The sequence below is a fragment of the Rhodopseudomonas sp. RCAM05734 genome (assembly GCF_052658035.1).
The window spans coordinates 2897490-2916200 of record NZ_CP199742.1 but is presented as its reverse complement, the minus strand read 5'-3'; the positions used below and the strand labels follow the sequence as shown (position 1 = coordinate 2916200).

Genomic DNA, 18711 nt, shown 5'->3' with positions numbered 1-18711 from the left:
ATTCCACGCGGCGTGGCATCGTGACGCTGTTGACCACATGCAGCGATGCCCATGCGTTGGCATTTCGTGAAGGTTTATGGCCGACCGTCGGCGAAACCCCACAGCGCCATAGCCGCATGCGACGTCACGGAGACTCATGAGATATTCATCTGCGATCACGTTCCTTCGTCCGATGCCGGTATCGCGCGTCGCAGCGCTCACCGCAGTGGTTGCGGTCGCGCTGGTCGCCGTTCATGCGCCGGCGCACGCGACATCCCGCGACGATATCGCGGCCATCGCCGACGCCACGAAACTCGCGATGTCCGGCAAGACGGCCGCGGCCACGCAGCGCCGCGACCAGATCCGCGATCCGCTCGGACGCCGCGTGGCGGAATGGGTGATCCTGCGCGCCAATGACAATGACGCCGACTTCGCGCGCTACGCCGCCTTCATGCGCGACAATCCGGCGTGGCCGAGCATGGGATTGTTGCAGCGACGGGCAGAAGCACGGCTGTGGACCGAACGCGCCGAGAGCGGCACCGTGCTCGCCTTCTTTGCGCAGCGGGCGCCGCGCAGCGCGCTGGGCCGGCTGGCCATGGCGCGGGCGCAATGGACGCGCGGCCAGCACGCCGCCGCCACCGACTACGCGCGCCAGGCTTGGCGCAACGACGATCTCTCCGCCAGGCTCGAGGCCGACATTCTGGCAAGCTTCGGCGCCCGGCTTGACGCCGCCGACCACCGGGCGCGCATGCAGAACCGGCTCTACGCCAACGACCTGGCCACCGCGATGCGCGCCGCAAGGCGGCTCGGCGCCGCCGAGGTGGCCATTGTCACGGCGCGCACGGCGATGGTCCACAAGAGCCCGCGGGCCGGCGCGCTGCTGGCGGCGGTTCCGGCCGGCGCGCGCAGCGACCCGGCCTATCTGTTCACGCGGATCCAGTGGCTGCGTCGCAACGACCACACTGCGCAGGCTGCGCAACTGATGGCGACCGCGCCGCGCACGTCCGCCGCGCTCGGCAATGCCGACGCGTGGTGGCTGGAGCGGCGCGCGCTGGCGCGGCAACTGCTCGATGCCGGCGACGCCAGAGGCGCCTACCGCACCGCGCGCGATGCGGCGCCGGACAAGCAGACCTATCAGGTCGATCGCGCCTTCATGGCCGGCTGGATCGCGCTGCGCTACCTGCACGACCAGAAGACGGCCGAACGGAATTTCGCCGAGATCCTGAGCATCACCTCGCAGCCGACCTCGGTGGCGCGGGCGCATTACTGGCTCGGCCGCGTTGCCGATGCCCGTCACAACACGCCGGCGGCGCGGCAGCACTACCAGGCCGCGGCCGTGCACGGCACCGCCTATTACGGCCAGCTCGCCTGCGCCCGCCTCGGCTGCCGCAACACCCGCCTGCGCCAGCCGCCATCGCCCGGCAGCATCCAGTCGGCCAGCGCCGCGCATCGCGATCTCATCGGCGCCGCGGAACTGCTGTATCTCACCGGCAACCGCAAGCTGGTGGTGCCGTTCGTCGCCGATCTCGACGGCGTGAAGGACAGCCGCGCGCTGGTGCACATCGCCGAGGTGGCCGCGCGCCGCAACGACGCCGCCGCCATGCTGGCGATCGACCGCGCCGCGCTGAACCGCGGCATGGCGTTCGACAGCTATGCCTTCCCCGCGGCCGGCCTGCCGGCCTTTGCGCCGCTCGGCGCGAAAGCCGACAAGAGCCTCGTCTATGCGATCACCCGCACCGAGAGCGCGTTCAATCCACGCATCACCTCGGGCGCCAGGGCCACCGGCTTCATGCAGGTCACGCCAGCGGCCGGCGAGACGCTGGCGCGGCGGATGGGCTTCGCTTTCGACGTCAAGCGACTGCACGAGGACTCCGCCTACAATCTGCGGCTCGGCTCCGCCGAGATCGTCAACCTGCTCAGCGACTACAACGGCAATCATGTGCTGGCGCTGATCGGCTACAATGCCGGGCGCGGACGGGTGAAGGAATGGATCGCGCGCTACGGCGACCCGCGCCGGCCCGATGTGGACGTGGTCGACTGGGTGGAGCGGATCCCGTTCGCGGAAACCCGCAACTACGTGCAGCGCGTGCTCGAAAACCTGCAGGTGTACCGCGCCCGCTTCGGCCAGCCGGCGCTCGGCATCGCCACCGACATGAACGCCGGCTGATTGCCTGGCTGGAATGCCGCAGGTTAGGATCGGTGTTCGATCCATTCAAAGATGCATGCGCGATGACGTCCGCGACAAAACTTGCCACCCTGCTGTTCGTCACCATCAGCGCGATGCCGTCCGATGCCGCTTTGGCATCCTGCTACGGCCGCAACGCCGGAGAGACCGAGACCCGGTTCAAGCTGAGCGGCGACGAAGCGCGCGATACAAGCACCGGACTGGTCTGGAAGCGATGCAGTCTCGGCACCCGCTGGGACGGCAAGCGGCGTTGCGAGGGCGAGCCGGCCGCCGCCAACTTCGCCGAGGCGCGCGCCGCGGCGGAGCAAGCCGGTGCGGGCTGGCGTGTGCCCTCCGGGCCCGAACTCGAAACCATCGTCGATACCGGCTGCGGACGTCCGGTGGTCGACACAGCGGTGTTTACCGATATCAGGCCCGACGCCGACGGCATGGCCAAATACTGGACCACCAACGAGGTCGGCGCGGCGAACCTGGTCTACTACTTCGACTTCATGAACGGCGCCGCCGACGGCCACAGCCGCGGTTTTCAGCTCTCGGTGCGACTGGTGCGAACCGGACCGTGAGCCGCCGATGGGTCGGAACCAATCACCACTTTCGCGATTGGAGCGGTAACCGTCACCGGGTCGCAGCATGGTGCTGCGGCGCCGCTGATCGCCGCCATAGGAGACATCCGTGAAACTCAACCGCACCGCCATCATCGTTGGAAGCCTGCTGCTCGCCACGCCCGCGCTGGCGCAGTCGGTGGCCGAGAAGACCGGCGTCAACTCCACGCTCGGCATCAGCCCGGCCACCGCCGATTTCGTCAAGGAAGTCGCCATCAGCGACATGTTCGAACTGGAATCGAACAGACTGGCTCAGGACAAGGGCAATGCCGCGGAAAAGAAATTCGCATCGATGATGGTCACCGACCACACCAAGACCAGCACCGAGCTGAAGGCCCTGGTCAGCGGCGGCAAGGTTAAGGCCGAACTGCCGGCCGGGCTCGACGAGTCGCACCAGAAGAAGCTCGACACCCTGAAGGCCAAGACCGGCAAGGACTTCAGCTCGGAATTCGACTCCATGCAGGTCAGCGCCCACAAGGATGCGGTGTCACTGTTCGAGCGCTACGCCAAGGGTGGCGACAATGCCGAGCTGAAGAGCTGGGCCGGCAAGACCCTGCCCGCACTGAAGCACCATCTGGAGATGGCGCAGGACCTCGCCAAGGCTCCGGCCACGGTGGGAAGCACCAAGACGAAGTAACCGGAATGCGTCAGGCCTGATCGCTGACGCTGCGGCGGTCGCAGTCGGCCTGCGCGTAATACTGCCGCTTGGCCTGCAGCATCAGCATGTCGGCGAGCTTGATGACCTGCTCCAGCCGGTCGCCCGGCCGGCTGGTGGCAATGCCGATCGACATGCTCAGCTCGAGGTCGGGATAGTACTGGTTGTTGACCTCGATCAGTTCCGCCAGCGAGGCCAGCACGGCGTCGCCGCCGGCGGCGTCGGTGCCGGGCAGCAGCACCGCGAATTCGTCACCGCCGATCCGCGCCACCGAGGCCGGCTTCTCCACCAGCGAGCCGAACACCTCGCCGGCCCGGCGCAACAGCGCGTCGCCGACGCTATGGCCGAGGTCGTCATTGGCGGTCTTCAGGCCGTTGAGGTCGGCGATGATGATGGTGACCGGGTGCAGTCCCCTGCGCTCGATCCGGTTGAGCTCGTCGACATAGAAGGCGCGATTCAGCGTCCGCGTCAGCACGTCGTGGGTGCCGAGATATTCGAGATAGGCTTCCGCCTTCTTGCGCGCGGTGATGTCGGTCAGCGCGACCTGCACCAGCGACCAGTCGCCTTCGTGGCTGGGCAGCACCGAGAACTGCAGCAACAGGTGCAGCTTGGTGCCGTCGAGCGCATAGTTCACCACCTCGCGCTGCTGGAACAGCTTGCCGTTCCACAGATCGACGAGCTGCTCGCGGAAATGCGGCCCCATCTCGTCGCGGAAGACATCGCCGAGGTGGCTCAGCAAGGTCGCCTTGTCCGGCGCGCCGAACAGTTCGAGCGTCCGCCCGTTGACGTCGAGCACGCGGATCTCGCTCATGCAGCGCTCAACGAACTCCTGGTGGACATCGGTGAACACGCGAAAATCCTCGACGCCGCGCGCGCGCACCTCGTCGAGCAGACGTTTCACATCGCTGAAATCCTCGACCCACAACGACACCGGGGAATGGGCGAACAGGCCGAATGCGTAGTTCTCGCTGTCGACAAGGCGGCGCCGCGCGGTTTCCCGCTCGGTGACGTCCTCGATGGAGATCATCACCCGGTCCCATTTCTGCTCATGGCCGGGCAGCACGATGCCGTGGAGCTGGACGTCGAGGCGTTCGCCGGTGAGCGTGTAGTTGACGGTGTTGCTGGAGAAGTGGGTGCGCCCGCTCCACGGCTGCGCCAGCTCCGAGACGTGGCTCTTGAAGGTGTCGTCGCGCATCACCAGGCTGAGGCTGACCATCAGATGGTCGAGATCGCGGGCGCCGAACAGCGACAGCGTCTTGCGGTTGACCTTGATGATGCGGATGTGCTGCGAACACTGCCGGACGCGTTCGGGGTTGGCGAGCAGGAACGTCTCGATATCGTCGACGCCCTGCGCATGCCATTGCTCGAACAGCGCCTTGACGTCGCTGTAGTCCTCGATCCACAGCGAGACCGGCGCCAGATCGAACATCTTGGCGTCGTCGTTTGGATCGGTGAATAGAGCAGACATGGACATCTTCGCGATCGGTGTTCGGGTGCGGTTCTACCGTTTCTTACGCACGACTTGTCAAGAAACTCTCAACCCGTGTGCGGCCGTCGGGCGGGCTCTTCACACCGCGTATCCCGGCGAGTTCCGCGCCATCCCGCCAAAGGCATCGAGCATTCTTTCGCGCCATGCATAAATTGTATCGTCGGGCGCCAGCAGCTTGAACGGGCTGGTGGCCCGCGCCCACTGGAAGCCGCCGAACATGATGTAGTCGGCGTAGTTCGGCGTGTCGCCGCCGACATAGGCCTGCGTCTTCAGCGTCAGCCGCAACGGATCGAGCGACTTGCGGAAACCGGCGACGACACTGTCGCGACCGGCCGAGACCTCTTCCAGCGTCTTGCCGAAGCGCGCTTCTCGGCTCTTGCGGAAATAGGCCTGATCGACCGGGCCGAGATGGCCGTGAATGTCGGCGACGATCATCGGGAATATGCCGGCGATCACCACCATGTCGCCCCACCAGTTCAGCATCCGGGCCATCGCGCGGCCGCCCTCACCGCCGAACAGCGACGGACGGTCGGGATAGGTATCCTCGAGATAGTTGGCAATGGTCCAGGAGTCGGAGACGGCGCGGTCGCCGTCGAGCAGCACCGGCACCTTCTCGGAGCTGTGCGGGGCGATGGCCTCGCGCTCGGTGAAGCGCCACGGAATCGAGGCGACGTCGAGACCCTTGTGCGCCAGCGCCATCCGCGTGCGCCAGCAATACGGGCTGAACGGACGGGACTCGTCGGTGCCGACCAGTTCAAACAGTTGGATGGCCATACTTGCTTCCTGCCGGCGTCGATTGCCAAGCCATCATGCCCGCGCACGTCGCGGGCATTCATCTTGCTGCGATCCGTACACTAAAGGCGTGGATGGCCGGGACAAGCCCGGCCACGACAGGGCGGCCATGACGGCGCCGCGCGAAGGGCCTCAATTGGCTCCCCGACGGCCCGCGAATGGCAGGACAGCGCGCCGTGTGGTACTTTCATCTTGTACGCGGGGTCGCCCTGCGGCAACTTGCAACCGAGAATTGCCCTCAAAAATTGCCCCTGGAGAGTCGCCATGACCACGTCACGACGCGCTGTTTTGCTGTCCTTCGCCCTGGGTTTCGCCGGCCTTGCCACCGCGGAGGCGGCCTCGCCGCTGAAGCTGCTCGATCCCGACAAGGACGGCACCGTCGATCTGGCCGAAGCCAAGGCTGCCGCGTCCAAACTGTTCGACAAGCTCGACCGCGACAAGGACGGCACGCTGGAAGCCAAGGAGCTGCGCGGCCGGGTCAGCGCCAAGGAATTCGCCGCCGCCAATCCCGACAAGGATGGCACGCTCGACAAGAACGAATACATGACCATCGTCGAAGCCCGCTTCCGCGCTGCAGACCCCGACAATGACGGCACGCTGGATGCGAAGGAACTGGCGACGCCCGCCGGCCGCGCGTTGCTGAAGCTGCTGATGTGAGCCGGCAAGAGGCCTCCGACCGGCGCAAGACAGAGCTATCAACACCGGGAGGGGCCCGGCTCGCTTGAAGGCGCCGGGCTCGGTCACCAGCGTCGGAACAGCGCAGCTGAACCGGCGAAAGACTGCGGGTCCGACCATCAATCGGGTGATCGGGAGACCTTTTTCGACGGCCTTTTCCCCCCATATTGGTGTCATGGCGAAAAATCCCGACTCCCCCAAGAAGACCGTCACCAAGCGCGCGAAGACCCCCGCGGCCAAACCCGGCGCAGGGCGGCCCGAGGTCAAGCCGATCGGCCCGGCACTTGCGGAACTGCTGAATCCCGCGATCAACCGCGGCGATGCCGGCATGGGTTCCGGCACCGGGCTGCAGCCGCCACCGGGCAATTCGCTGGAACGCCGCTCCGGCGGCGAGGCCGCGATCCATCGCGCCCGCGCCTCGACGCCGAAGAAGTTCGAAGGCGACGCCGGCGCGCGCCCAACGCCGCTGCAGCCGTTTCCGCAGCCCGCAGTGGCACCCTACGCGCCCCGCCTGAGCGAACAGGCCTTCGAGGAGGCCCCGCAGGCGGTCTATGGCACCCATGCGGCGATTCCGGAACTCGATCCGGAACTGGCAAAACAGCTCGGCTTCACCACCGAGGAAGACGACAACGCCGCACTGGCGCGTCCGCCGCGCAACAAGATGGAAGCCCTGGGCGTGCAGGCCACCGCCGACGCGCTGGAGGCGCTGGTGCGCGACGGCCGTCCGGAATTCAAGGACGAGAAGATCTGGGTGCCGCACCGCCCACCACGGCCGGAGAAATCCGAGGGTGGCGTGCCGTTCGTGATCAAGTCGGAATACGAGCCGAAGGGCGACCAGCCCACCGCCATCAAGGAACTGGTGGAGGGCGTACAGCGCAACGACCGCACCCAGGTGCTGCTCGGAGTCACCGGCTCCGGCAAGACCTACACGATGGCCAAGGTGATCGAGGCGACGCAGCGCCCGGCGATCATCCTCGCGCCCAACAAGACGCTGGCGGCGCAGCTCTATGGCGAGTTCAAGAGCTTCTTCCCCGACAACGCCGTCGAGTATTTTGTCAGCTATTACGACTACTACCAGCCCGAGGCCTATGTGCCGCGGACCGACACCTATATCGAGAAGGATTCGTCCATCAACGAGCAGATCGACCGCATGCGCCATTCGGCAACGCGCGCGCTGCTGGAGCGCGACGACGTCATCATCGTCGCGTCCGTCTCGTGCATCTACGGTATCGGCTCGGTCGAGACCTACACCGCAATGACGTTTGCGCTTAAGAAGGGCGAGCGCATCGACCAGCGGCAATTGATCGCCGATCTGGTGGCGCTGCAGTACAAGCGCACCCAGCACGATTTTACCCGCGGCACCTTCCGTGTCAGAGGCGACGTCATCGATATCTTCCCGGCGCATTACGAAGACCGCGCCTGGCGCGTCAACCTGTTCGGCGACACCGTGGAGACCATCGAGGAATTCGACCCGCTCACCGGCCACAAGCAGGACGAGCTGGAATTCATCAAGATCTACGCCAACTCGCATTACGTGACGCCGCGCCCGACCCTGATCCAGGCCATCAAGTCGATCAAGGCCGAACTGAAATGGCGGCTCGAGCAACTGCACGAACAGGGTCGCCTGCTGGAAGCGCAGCGGCTGGAGCAGCGCACCACCTTCGACATCGAGATGATGGAAGCCACCGGCTCCTGCGCCGGCATCGAGAACTACTCGCGCTATCTCACCGGCCGCCGGCCGGGCGAACCGCCGCCGACCCTGTTCGAATACGTGCCGGACAATGCGCTGGTGTTCGCCGACGAGAGCCACGTGACCGTGCCGCAGATCGGCGGCATGTTCAAAGGCGACTTCCGGCGCAAGGCGACGCTTGCGGAATACGGCTTCCGCCTGCCCTCCTGCATGGACAACCGGCCGCTGCGTTTCGAGGAATGGGACATGATGCGCCCGCAGTCGGTCGCAGTGTCGGCCACGCCGAGCGCGTGGGAGCTCAACGAGAGCGGCGGCGTGTTCGTCGAGCAGGTCATTCGCCCGACAGGACTGATCGATCCGCCGATCAACATCCGCCCTGCCCGCACCCAGGTCGACGATCTCGTCGGCGAGGTTCGCGCCACCGCCAACGCCGGCTATCGCAGCCTGATCACCGTGCTGACAAAACGCATGGCGGAGGATCTCACCGAATACCTGCACGAGCAGGGCATCCGCGTGCGCTACATGCACTCGGACATCGACACCATCGAGCGCATCGAGATCATCAGGGATCTCCGCCTCGGCGCCTTCGACGCGCTGGTCGGCATCAACCTGCTGCGCGAGGGCCTCGACATTCCCGAATGCGCGCTGGTGGCGATCCTCGACGCGGACAAGGAAGGCTTTCTGCGCTCCGAGACCTCGCTGATCCAGACCATCGGCCGCGCCGCGCGCAACGTCGACGGCAAGGTGATCCTCTATGCCGACAGGGTGACGGGCTCCATGGAGCGCGCCATCGCCGAGACCGACCGGCGCCGCGAAAAGCAGGTCGAGTACAACACGCTGCATGGCATCACGCCGGAGAGCATCAAGAAGTCGATCGGCGACATCATGAACTCGGTCTACGAGCGCGATCACGTGCTGGTGGAAATCGGCGGCGGCAAGGGCCATTCCTGGTCGGACGACGTCAGCAGCATCGGCCACAATTTCGAGGCGGTGCTGGCCGATCTCGAAACCCGCATGCGCGAGGCCGCCGCCGACCTCAACTTCGAGGAAGCCGCGCGGCTGCGCGACGAGGTCAAGCGCCTGCGCGCCACCGAGCTGGCCGTGGTCGACGACCCCACCGCCAAGCAACGCAAGGTGGCCGGCGCCGCCGGTGCCTTCAAGGGCAACAAGCAGTTCGGCGCCTCCGCCAACATGCCGAAGCAATCGAGCGAGCGCGGCGGCAACAACACGCCATCATCCAAAGTGCACAAGCCCGATCTCGACGAAATGGGTATCGCCGGCTGGCACGAGGTCAAGCCCGCGCGCGGCAACAAGGTCGCGCGCCCGCGCAAGCCGACGCTGGATGAGATGGGCCCGGGCACCGAGAGCAAGATCTATCTGCCGCAGAGCATGACGGAGTCGATGCCCAACGCGCTGCCGAAATCGCGCAAGACTGCGCCTTCCGACGGAAGCAAGATCATCCAGCCCACCAACTCGCGGGAGTCCGGCCCGGAATTCGGACCGGTGGCAAGAAGCTCCGGCGGCGCGCCGGGGCATCGCGGCGGATGGAAGAAGCGATAGCAGCGTGAGGTAAGGCACCGGCCGTCATGTCCCCTCTCCCCCGGCGAAGCGCAGCTTCGCGGGGTGGGAGAGGGGCAGGGAGAGGGGGCGCCCCACGGAACGGCGTTCATGCCGGCATTGGACGGATACGTCGTTTCCGACGACTAACCGTCTTTAACCCCGGGGACCTTCATGCCGCATCGTCGCTTCGCCCTGCCCGCCCTCATGCTCTTCCTCGCCACGCCCTCTTACGCCCAGCAACCAACCCCGCCGCTGACCCTCGCCTGCAGCGGCCCGTTCGCAAAAGATTCCTCCCACGGACGCCTTCAGCAGACCTTCGGCGCGCCGAACGTCGCGATCCAGAAAGTCGACGGTGCCGAGGGCGAGAGCTTTGAAGCCAGCGTTCTCTATCGCTCCACCCCGGAGAAGCGGCTGGAAGTCGCCTGGAGCGACGACAAGAAACGCAGCGGGCTCGCATCGGCCAGTGTGAAAAAGCCCTCCGCCTGGAGCGGCCCCGAAGGCATCCGCGTGGGCATGACGCTGGACGAGGTCACCCGCCTCAACGGTCAGCCGTTCAAACTCAACGGCTTCGAATGGGACTACGGCGGCTTCGTCGTCGACCTCAAGGGCAAGCTCGCCATCCTGCCCGGCGGCTGCGCCATGACCCTGCGCTTCTCGCCCGGCATGGCGCTCGACGCCAGGAAGCACGCCGGCCTGCTCGGCGAGAAGAAGCTGTCGTCGTCGGACGCCAAACTGCTGGCGGTGAAGCCGGTGCTGACGGAGTGGAGCGTGGGGTATGGGGAGTGAGGACGCGGCGTTTAGGTAACACAAGGATCAGCTTATCTACTGGCAATCTTGGTCAGCTCGTTTAGTTTGCAACGATGAAGCTTGGATTTGAAGAACCTCAATCCGCCTATTCGAGCAGTTCACAAAATGCGCGCTCGTGGACCGAGGCCTGGGTTAGCGCGTGGGCTTACTGCCCACACTGCGGAAATGCCAAAGTTTCACAATTTCCGAACAACAGCCCTCTCGCGGATTTCTTCTGCACTTCATGCGATGAGGAATTCGAGCTTAAGAGTCAGAAAGGAAAATTCGGCAAGCGCGTTGTTGACGGCGCATTTAAGACCAAGGTCGAACGGCTTTCTGCGAGCAACAATCCCAAATTGCTTCTAATGAACTACGATCTGAAATCGCTTGCGGTCGTCAATCTGTTCATCATCCCGAAGCACTTTTTCGTCCGAGATACCATCGAGGAACGAAAGCCGTTAGCCGCCACTGCTCGGCGTGCTGGATGGATCGGATCGAACATCTTGCTCGGCCACGTGCCCGACACCGGCAAAATTCAAATTATCCGGGACGGCGTTATTCGCCCGAAAGACCTCGTGCTTAAGGAATGGCAGAAGACGCTCTTTCTCAGAGAAGAGTCGCTCGAATCTCGCGGATGGTTGCTAGACGTTATGAAATGCGTTGAAGCGCTGGGCAAGCCGGAGTTCACGCTCGACGATGTCTATGCGTTCGAACAGCATCTTAGCCATCGCTATCCCGACAACCAGAATGTTCGGCCGAAGATACGCCAGCAACTTCAATATCTCAGGGATCGTGGATTCGTTGAATTTGTCTCTCGAGGCAGTTATCGTCTGAGCAAATAGGAGCCGCGCCATGGCTTGGTTTCTCAATCACTATAAGTGCGAACGCTGCAAGCGCCGGTGGGCTGACGAATGGTCTTGCATGTGCGACGATGAATGTCCGCATTGTGGCGCCCGGTACATGACGCCCCACACCAGCGAAGACCTCACCACCCTGATTGAACAGGAAGGATCGAATTTCGTAGTCCGCTGGTCGCCCGAGACGGCGGAACACGATCCGGATTATCGGGTGCTCGGATACTTCCCGACCGAGCAGGAGGCGATCGCGTTTCTGTCTGCAGACTGACTTTTCACCATCCACATCTCGACAATATTCCTACAAGACTATATACCCCCCGTCGTCCTGCTCAAGAGGGGCGCTTCTCGAGGGCGCTCGTTGAGTGGAGCGGGATGCGGCGCCTGCGGGCGGGGTTCGCAGCCCTGCACTCGGGAGGCCGGGGGTCGCCGTCCGGGCCCACTACGGGGCTCTGCCTTCAATGGCCGGACGGGTGCGGGTGAAGGCGGGGGAAATCCCGCCGGATCGATTGGCAGCTCCAACCCGCAAGGGGGCGAGCACAGTGCCTCCCGTACCCGGAAGCACGGTCCTCCGGACAAAAATCGCCGCCAGTCGCAGTCGCAGACTGCGTAAACTTGTCTGCGGGCCGCGCCGAAAGGCGCGCGCGCGCCGGGATGCGGCCATCGCAGGCCGCAGCGCGGAGCGCCACTGCTACAGTTCGCGCCTTTCGGCGCGCCGTCCCCCCTCGTTGGGCGAGGGGCCGTCGGGAAAGGCGGTTTTGCGCGGCGGCGCGAAACCGACGGCGCGTGGGCGAAGCGAACCGACGCCGCCGGGATGTTTGACAATTGAATCGGAATGGCGAGGCAACGCACGCAGGCGCGACACACGCCGCTGTCATCGCCCGCGAAAGCGGGCGGCCCAGTAACCGACGGCGACCGTGATGAAACGCGGGCACCTGCGTGTACTGGGTCCCCGCATAGGCGGGGACGACAGGTGGAGCTGCCTACACCCGCTCGATGATGATCGCCGGCGCCATGCCGCCGGCGGCGCACATGGTCACCAGGCCGCGCTTCAGGTTGCGGCGCTCGAGTTCGTCGAGCACGGTGCCGATCAGGATCGCCCCTGTCGCGCCGATGGGATGGCCAAGCGCGATGGAGCCGCCGTTGACGTTGACCTTGGCGCGGTCGAGCTTGAGGTCGCGGATGAACTTTTCAGCCACAACGGCAAAGGCCTCGTTGATCTCCCAGAGGTCGATGTCATCGACAGTCAGCCCGGCTTTTGCGAGCACTTTTCGCGCAGCAGGGACCGGTGCGTTCAACATCAAGGTCGGGTCGTCGCCGATATTGGCCATGGCCACGATGCGCGCGCGCGGCTTCAGGCCGTGCTTGTCGGCATAGTCCTTGGAGGTCAGCAGCAAGGCTGCGGCGCCGTCGACCACGCCCGACGAATTGCCGGCGTGATGAAAGTGCTCGATCTTGAGGTCGGGATATTTCTGGTTGATCTGCTTGCGATAGGTCGTGCCGTCCGCATCCAGCGGATGATCGGCAATGGCGGCGAAGGCCGGCTTCAGGCCGGCGAGGCCTTCGGCTGTGGTGTTGGGCCGCGGGAATTCATCCTTCGCCAGAACCACATTGCCTTCATCGTCCTTCACCGGAATGAGGCTCTTGTCGAAGCGCCCTTCGGCGATGGCGACCGCGGCGCGGCGCTGGCTCTCCAGGCCGAGTGCATCGAGCGCTTCCCGCGAAATGCCTTCCATGGAGGCGATGGCGTCGCCGCAGATGCCCTGATGCGACTGCGGATGCACCTGCGCGAGCCGCTTGTTGCCCGAGCCCATGCCGAGCGGCGGCTTGCCGGCGGCCATGTCCTCGGCGGCCATCGCTCCCGTGAGCGACATCATCTCGGTGCCGCCGGCGATCACCACATCTTCCATGCCGCTCATGATCTGCGCCGCCGCGAAGTTCACTGCGGTGATACCGCCGCCGCAGAACCGGTCCAGCGTCGTGCCGGACGCCTTGATATCGTAGCCGGCGTCGAGCGCGGCCATGCGGCCAAGGTCGCCGCCCTGCTTGCCGCGCTGGGTCGAGGTCGACCAGATGACGTCGTCGACATCCGCGGTATTGAGGTGGTTGCGCTCGGCGATGGCCTTGAGCACGGTAGCCGCGAGATGCTGCGGATGATGCTCGGCGAGCGCGCCCTTGCCGACCTTGCCGATGCCGCGCGGCGTGCGGACTGCGTCGATGATATAGGCGTCGGCCATGATGATCTCCCGAAGTGTTTTTGATATTTTTACGGTCGCGAGATTGGCCGACGCGGGCGCGAAGTCAAGCCTGACCGGCCACAGCGCAACTTCGCGTGGCGGAATATCCGCGCCGCCACCCGGCGCTATTTCTCGGCCGGCGCGACGTCGGCGACCTGCCCGCTGCGTGCCAGCGCCGCGGCGACGAAGCCCGACGCCTTCATCTCCTCAACAAAGGCCGCGAGATAGGCCGCGCCGGCCGCGCGCGGCTGGCCGTCAACGCGGGGCATCCCCATGGCCTGCTTGATCTCCTGGAAATGACCGGACATCACCCGCATCTCCGGGTGGTCCTTGGCATAGGCGTCGAGCTGCTGGCGGACGCCGGCAGCGACGTCGAGCTTCTCGTCGAGAAACTTCCGGATCATCGCCGTGCCGCCGCCCACCTCCGCGCGCAGCACCGTGGCGCTCTTGATGGTGCGGGTCAGGTACAGATCGTAGGCCGAGCCGAGGCCGACGGCGATTTTGATGCCGGGCTTGTCGACGTCGCCGACATACTGCAACGGCGAATCCTGCCGCACCATGTAGGTGCCCTCGATGATCACATAGGGCGCGGTGAACGTGATTTCGGCCGCGCGCGCCGGCTCGATCGCCATAAAGCCGATGTCCCAGACCCCGGCCTTGGCGCCCTCGAAGACCTTTCCCGCGGCCTCATAGGGCACGAAGGCGACCGGCACGCCGAGCCGCTTCGCAAGCTCGGTGGCGAGATCGACAGAGACGCCGCGCGGCGCGCCGCCCTCGCCCTTCTGCGCCAGCACGCTGTTGCCGAAATTGATCGCAGCGCGCAGTCTGTCCGGTCGGCGCGAGATCGCGCAGCACCTCCGCCGACGGCGCCGGCTGGGCGAAGGCCGGAGTTGCGGCGGCAACAAACAGCATGGCAATCCATCGCAATGAACGCATGGCAAGACCTCTGACTCAGGCGGCGACCTTGCCTGCAATATCATCGCGCAACAATGCGCCTTTGCCGGCGCCGCTGCGCGTCGGACGATCGACCGGATCCGCTGCTCGCCGCCGCCGGCTGCAGCGGGAGAAATCGTCGCAAAAGGTACTCTGATGAGCCGAGAGGTTGCCGACGGACGCGAGCGCCCCGCCGCCGCGTACCGCCGTCAATGGAAGCTTAATGCACCTTCCGTAGGTTGACGGGCGTTCATTTGCACTCAATTCTTAACCGACGGTAATTTCATGAAAATCGGTACCTTGCTGACCATCGCCATCGCCTCTCTGTCGGCCGCCGGCGGCGGGCTTGCGGTCTATGTCGCCGCGAGCCGTTACGAGACGATGGACAAGATTTCCAACGCGCAGGGGCGCCTCGAACTGGTTCGTACCGTCGGCGACATCCCGCGCTATCTCAATCCGGAACGCGGCTTCTCCACGAACATCCTGTACGGCCCCGCCGCGATCGATCCGAAGGCGCGCGCGGAGCAGGACAAGTACCGCAAGCAGACCGACGGTGCCGTCGACAAGATGAACCGGCTCAGGACCACATCGCTCGGCGCGTTCGACGACAGCGCCGAGATTGCCGGCAAGATCGATGCGCTGAACGCTCAGTTCAAGGCGCTGCGCGCGGCCATCGACAAAGCGATCGAAGGCCCGGCGGAGGCCCGCCGCGATGCGGCCAAGAAGATCGTCGCCGACAACTCGATCTTCAACACCGCAGTCACCGCCCTGCTTGCCGAGCAGGTCCGCAAGATGGCTTCGCTGAACGGCGAGGCCTATCGCCAGGCAACCTACGCCAACGTCGCATGGACGCTGCGCGACATCGGCGGCCTCAATTCCAGCCTGCACAAGAATCTCGTCGGCGCCAACCGTGTGGCGACCGAGCAGGAGCGCCTGGACATTGCCCGCTCCCAGGGTGCCGCCGATCAGATCCAGGCCTCGCTGCTCGAACTGCGCGGCAATCCCGCGACACCGGCCAATGTCGCGGCCGCGCTCAACAAGATGCAGGAAGTCTTCGTCGAACGCTTCGGCAAGGAGCTGAAGCTGGTCAAGGCCGGCGCCGTCAGCGGCAAATACGAACATGACGTCGACACCTATTTCGCCGAAACGCAGCTCGGTCTTGGCACCGTGATCGGTGTACGCGACGCCTTCTACGACAACGCCGAGCAACTGCTGACCGCGGCCTATGGCAGCGCGCGTACGAGCTTCATCATCGCCCTGCTGGTGCTCGCAGCCGTCGTGGCCGCCAGTGCCGGCCTGATCGTGATGGTCCGGCGCCGGATCTGCCAGCCGATCGTCGACATCACCGCCGCCATGTCGCGCATTGCCGGCGGCGACGCGTCCGGCGACATCCCGGCCAGCAATCGCCGCGACGAGATCGGCGCGATGGCCGCCGCGGTCCAGGTCTTCAAGGACAACATGCTCACCGCCGCCCGTCTGTCCACCGAGCAGGCGGCGGAGAACGACGCCAAGATGCGCCGCGCGCAACTGATCGACGACCTGACCCGCTCGTTCGAGTCGCGTATCGGCGAGCTGGTGGGCGGGCTGTCGTCGTCGTCGTCAACGATGGAAAACGCCGCGCGCTCCATGTCCTCGACGGCATCGACCACCAACCGGCAGGCGGGCGTCGTCGCCGAAGCCTCCGAACAGACATCGTCGAACGTCCAGATGGTGGCCAGCGCCACCGAGGAACTGACGTCCTCCATTTCCGAAATCAGCCGTCAGGTCGCGCAATCCGCGCAGATCTCGGCCCGCGCGGTCGAGGACGCGCGCCGCACCGGCGACACCGCCCAGTCGCTCGCCGCCGGCGCGCAGAAGATCGGCGATGTGGTCACGCTGATCCAGAACATCGCCGCGCAGACCAACCTGCTGGCGCTCAACGCCACCATCGAGGCGGCCCGCGCCGGCGAGGCCGGGCGCGGCTTCGCCGTCGTCGCTTCGGAAGTGAAGTCGCTGGCCGGGCAGACCGCACAGGCCACCACCGAGATCTCCGCACAGGTCGCAGCCATCCAGGGCGCCAGTGACGAGACCGTTGCGGCGATCCGCAACGTGGTCAACGTGATCGCCGAGATCGAGCAGATCGGCAGTGCCATCGCCGCCGCCATCGAGCAGCAGGGCTCGGCGACCAAGGAAATCGCCCGCAACGTTCAGGAAGCCGCGCACGGCACTCAGAATGTCACCGCCAATATCTCCGACGTGCAGCAGGCGGCCAACGACACCGGCGCGGCGGCATCGCAAGTGCTCGGTGCAGCCGAGCAGCCGTCCCGGCAATCCACGGATCTCGCCAGCCAGGTCAATATTTTCCTCGCCGACGTCAGGGCCGCTTAGGCAGCACGACGCAGAAGGATCGCGACGCGGCACCGCCGACCTGTTAGGATCATTGAAACAACCGGCGGGAATATCCGATGTTGGTACAGACGGCTTGTGAAGCGCTGCGTTCGGGCCATGTGCTCGAACTGCAATATGACGGCACCTCACGACTGGTCGAGGTTCACACGGTCGGCTTCAACGCCGCCGACGAGCCGATCGCCCACGTCTGGGAGCTCGGCCCCGAAGGCGTCGCAGGCTGGAAGATGCTGCCGCTCAAGGACGCCAGGGGCGCGCTGATCACCCACCGGAAATCGCTGGCGCCGCGGCCGGGCTACGAGCCTGGCGACCGCGAAATAAGCGTCATCACCTGCCAGCTCTAGCCTGCCGCGCGTCGCGCAAGCCCACATACAAACCCATCTGCATTTGCTATGCGTCATCTGCGCCGAGTCCATCAACCGGGCGCAGGGAGACCGCGATGGCTAAAGGTCAGATGAAGTCCAACAAGGAAAAGAAGAAACCGAAGGCGGACAAGAACCTCAAGAAGGGCGGCGTCGCCAACGTCAACCCGTTCGCATCGAGCAAGACCCCGGCCGGCTCCGCACCGAACAAGAAGTAAGCGTACGGCCCGGACCAGGTGTCCGACATCGGGCTGCACTGGAACGCGATCGACCTCATCGCGATCGCGCTGCTGGCCTGCTCGCCCGGTCTTCTGACCGGGCTTCTGCTGGGCGCCATCGCCTGGCGTGAACGCCGCGTCGGTGGTGCCGCGCTCGGCGCGCTGGCGGGCATCGCCCTCAATGCGGCGCTGCTGTTTTTCTGTTTCCGGTCGCGCATCGCGTTGGCCGACGGACTCGCCGGCGCCAGCCTGCTGGCGCTAAAGGTGAGCTTTCCCGGCATGTTACTGGGCGGCATGGCCGCGGCGTGGCGCTTCGGCGAGCGCTGGGTGGTTGCCGCCGTGGCGGGGGCCGTCACCGGCGGTGTCGCCTGGCTCGCCGGATGGTCCTGTCTCAAGTGACGCCCAGCCCGATGCGCCAAGGCCCGGTCAATACCCTGTGATCCACGATGTCGCGTTAAGGCTTTCCCAACCTTTGCCCCGCGCAAGGGTTGATCCCGACCGGTCCGACCTGACAAGAGTACCGCGGGAACGGGGAGAGCAGACACCAGAAGAGCCAATAATGGACGATCTCCAGACGCGCCGATGCGTATCCGACTTTCTCGATGCCTTCTATGCGGGCGACACCGCGCGCCTCGCAAACTGCTGCCACGACGATATCGACAGCATCACCTATGCGCCGATCGAACTGTTCCCGCACCACGGCCAACACCGCGGCAAGGCCTGGGCGGCCGAGGCCATCCGCACCCAGCAGGAGCGCTATTCGAGCCGCCGCATCGAAATCACCTTCATGGCCGTGGACGGAGCGAAGGCTGCGACCATGCTCCAGGTGGCGCTGCAGAAACGCAGCGACCAGCGTATCCTCAGTTTCAAGATCGCCGACTTTTTCACCCTGCGCGATGGACTCGTCTTCGAACATCGTTCGTTTTTCGATTCCTTCGACCTGGTGCAGCAGATACTCGGCCGCGACCTGACCCCCGACTACGCCAGCAGCGTCCGCCTCGCCATGCGTCCCGGCTAGCACTGCTGCGGCGGCAGATCCGCGCGACCGTTGAACCGGCCGCCCTGTTGCCACGACCGATTGGCCTTAGGCACCCATGAGAGCAATCAAATCGCATGGCGCAGTCTGCCGGGCTGGTGCCCGAATTGACGCGCGGCGCGATCCTGTTGGGTGGGATTGCCGCCAGCGACGTGGAAATCGCCATCGAGCATCTTGCAGCGCATGAAAATGACCGCTCACCGGTAACAAGAAACCACATCGAATACTAAAGTACCTACCTCTTCCTGCAATTGTGCAATGCACAAAAACGGA

The 18711-nt window shown here is 65.2% G+C and carries 18 protein-coding genes; 14 read left to right on the top strand and 4 right to left on the bottom strand.

The genetic code is table 11. From position 1 onward, the window contains the following. The first annotated feature begins 136 nt into the window (after positions 1–136). From ACUXVA_RS13875 to ACUXVA_RS13865, 3 genes are all read left to right on the top strand, one after another. Complete coding sequence (locus tag ACUXVA_RS13875; protein ID WP_445492699.1) at positions 137–2146, top strand: transglycosylase SLT domain-containing protein; 2010 nt, start codon at positions 137–139, stop codon at positions 2144–2146. A 62-nt stretch (positions 2147–2208) separates the two neighbouring features. After that, positions 2209–2727, top strand: a complete 519-nt coding sequence (locus ACUXVA_RS13870; protein ID WP_265079775.1) for an Lcl C-terminal domain-containing protein — start codon at positions 2209–2211, stop codon at positions 2725–2727. A gap of 109 nt (positions 2728–2836) precedes the next feature. Continuing rightward, positions 2837–3403, top strand: a complete 567-nt coding sequence (locus tag ACUXVA_RS13865; RefSeq protein WP_265079776.1) for a DUF4142 domain-containing protein — start codon at positions 2837–2839, stop codon at positions 3401–3403. A gap of 10 nt (positions 3404–3413) precedes the next feature. On the opposite strand, the gene ACUXVA_RS13860 is transcribed toward ACUXVA_RS13865, so the two are convergent. Beyond that, positions 3414–4889, bottom strand: a complete 1476-nt coding sequence (locus ACUXVA_RS13860) for a diguanylate cyclase domain-containing protein (RefSeq protein ID WP_445492696.1) — start codon at positions 4887–4889, stop codon at positions 3414–3416. Positions 4890–4988: 99 nt separating this feature from the next. After that, on the bottom strand, positions 4989–5684 hold the full coding sequence (locus tag ACUXVA_RS13855) for a glutathione S-transferase family protein (RefSeq protein WP_265079778.1): 696 nt from the start codon (positions 5682–5684) through the stop codon (positions 4989–4991). A gap of 282 nt (positions 5685–5966) precedes the next feature. Between ACUXVA_RS13855 and ACUXVA_RS13850 the strand changes: the two genes are divergently transcribed. The 5 genes from ACUXVA_RS13850 to ACUXVA_RS13830 all read left to right on the top strand — a co-directional run bounded on the left by ACUXVA_RS13850 (position 5967) and on the right by ACUXVA_RS13830 (position 11538). After that, positions 5967–6359, top strand: coding sequence for an EF-hand domain-containing protein (locus ACUXVA_RS13850; RefSeq protein WP_265079779.1), 393 nt, complete (start codon positions 5967–5969; stop codon positions 6357–6359). Between the two features lie 193 nt (positions 6360–6552). Then, positions 6553–9627 (top strand): excinuclease ABC subunit UvrB, encoded by a 3075-nt coding sequence (gene uvrB / locus ACUXVA_RS13845; RefSeq protein WP_445492694.1) that lies wholly within the window; start codon positions 6553–6555, stop codon positions 9625–9627. 171 nt (positions 9628–9798) lie between these two features. Beyond that, complete coding sequence (locus ACUXVA_RS13840; RefSeq protein ID WP_445492692.1) at positions 9799–10413, top strand: hypothetical protein; 615 nt, start codon at positions 9799–9801, stop codon at positions 10411–10413. Positions 10414–10487: 74 nt separating this feature from the next. Further along, positions 10488–11255 carry a DpnI domain-containing protein gene (locus ACUXVA_RS13835; RefSeq protein WP_265079782.1) on the top strand — a complete coding sequence of 256 codons (768 nt, stop codon included), beginning with the start codon at positions 10488–10490 and terminating at the stop codon, positions 11253–11255. 10 nt (positions 11256–11265) lie between these two features. Continuing rightward, positions 11266–11538, top strand: a complete 273-nt coding sequence (locus tag ACUXVA_RS13830; protein ID WP_445492689.1) for a hypothetical protein — start codon at positions 11266–11268, stop codon at positions 11536–11538. Positions 11539–12250: 712 nt separating this feature from the next. Here the strand turns inward: ACUXVA_RS13830 and ACUXVA_RS13825 are convergent. Then, positions 12251–13504 carry an acetyl-CoA C-acetyltransferase gene (locus ACUXVA_RS13825; RefSeq protein WP_265079784.1) on the bottom strand — a complete coding sequence of 418 codons (1254 nt, stop codon included), beginning with the start codon at positions 13502–13504 and terminating at the stop codon, positions 12251–12253. A 125-nt stretch (positions 13505–13629) separates the two neighbouring features. Beyond that, entirely contained in the window at positions 13630–14298 is a 669-nt protein-coding gene (locus ACUXVA_RS13820; protein ID WP_445492687.1) for a transporter substrate-binding domain-containing protein, read from the bottom strand. Positions 14299–14722: 424 nt separating this feature from the next. Here ACUXVA_RS13820 and ACUXVA_RS13815 point away from each other — a divergent pair, with 424 nt between their 5' ends. The 6 genes from ACUXVA_RS13815 to ACUXVA_RS13790 all read left to right on the top strand — a co-directional run bounded on the left by ACUXVA_RS13815 (position 14723) and on the right by ACUXVA_RS13790 (position 18668). Next, a complete protein-coding gene (locus ACUXVA_RS13815) occupies positions 14723–16804 on the top strand; it encodes a methyl-accepting chemotaxis protein (protein ID WP_445492685.1) in 2082 nt (693 codons plus the stop codon). Positions 16805–16881: 77 nt separating this feature from the next. Next, a complete protein-coding gene (locus tag ACUXVA_RS13810; RefSeq protein WP_265079787.1) occupies positions 16882–17166 on the top strand; it encodes a hypothetical protein in 285 nt (94 codons plus the stop codon). Between the two features lie 95 nt (positions 17167–17261). Continuing rightward, the gene (locus ACUXVA_RS13805) at positions 17262–17402 is read left to right on the top strand and encodes a hypothetical protein (RefSeq protein ID WP_265079788.1); all 141 of its coding nucleotides are present in this window, start codon (positions 17262–17264) and stop codon (positions 17400–17402) included. 18 nt (positions 17403–17420) lie between these two features. Further along, on the top strand, positions 17421–17801 hold the full coding sequence (locus ACUXVA_RS13800; RefSeq protein ID WP_265079789.1) for a hypothetical protein: 381 nt from the start codon (positions 17421–17423) through the stop codon (positions 17799–17801). Positions 17802–17961: 160 nt separating this feature from the next. Then, positions 17962–18420, top strand: a complete 459-nt coding sequence (locus ACUXVA_RS13795; RefSeq protein WP_265079790.1) for a nuclear transport factor 2 family protein — start codon at positions 17962–17964, stop codon at positions 18418–18420. Positions 18421–18515: 95 nt separating this feature from the next. Continuing rightward, positions 18516–18668, top strand: coding sequence for a hypothetical protein (locus ACUXVA_RS13790; protein ID WP_265079791.1), 153 nt, complete (start codon positions 18516–18518; stop codon positions 18666–18668). Positions 18669–18711: the final 43 nt, after the last annotated feature.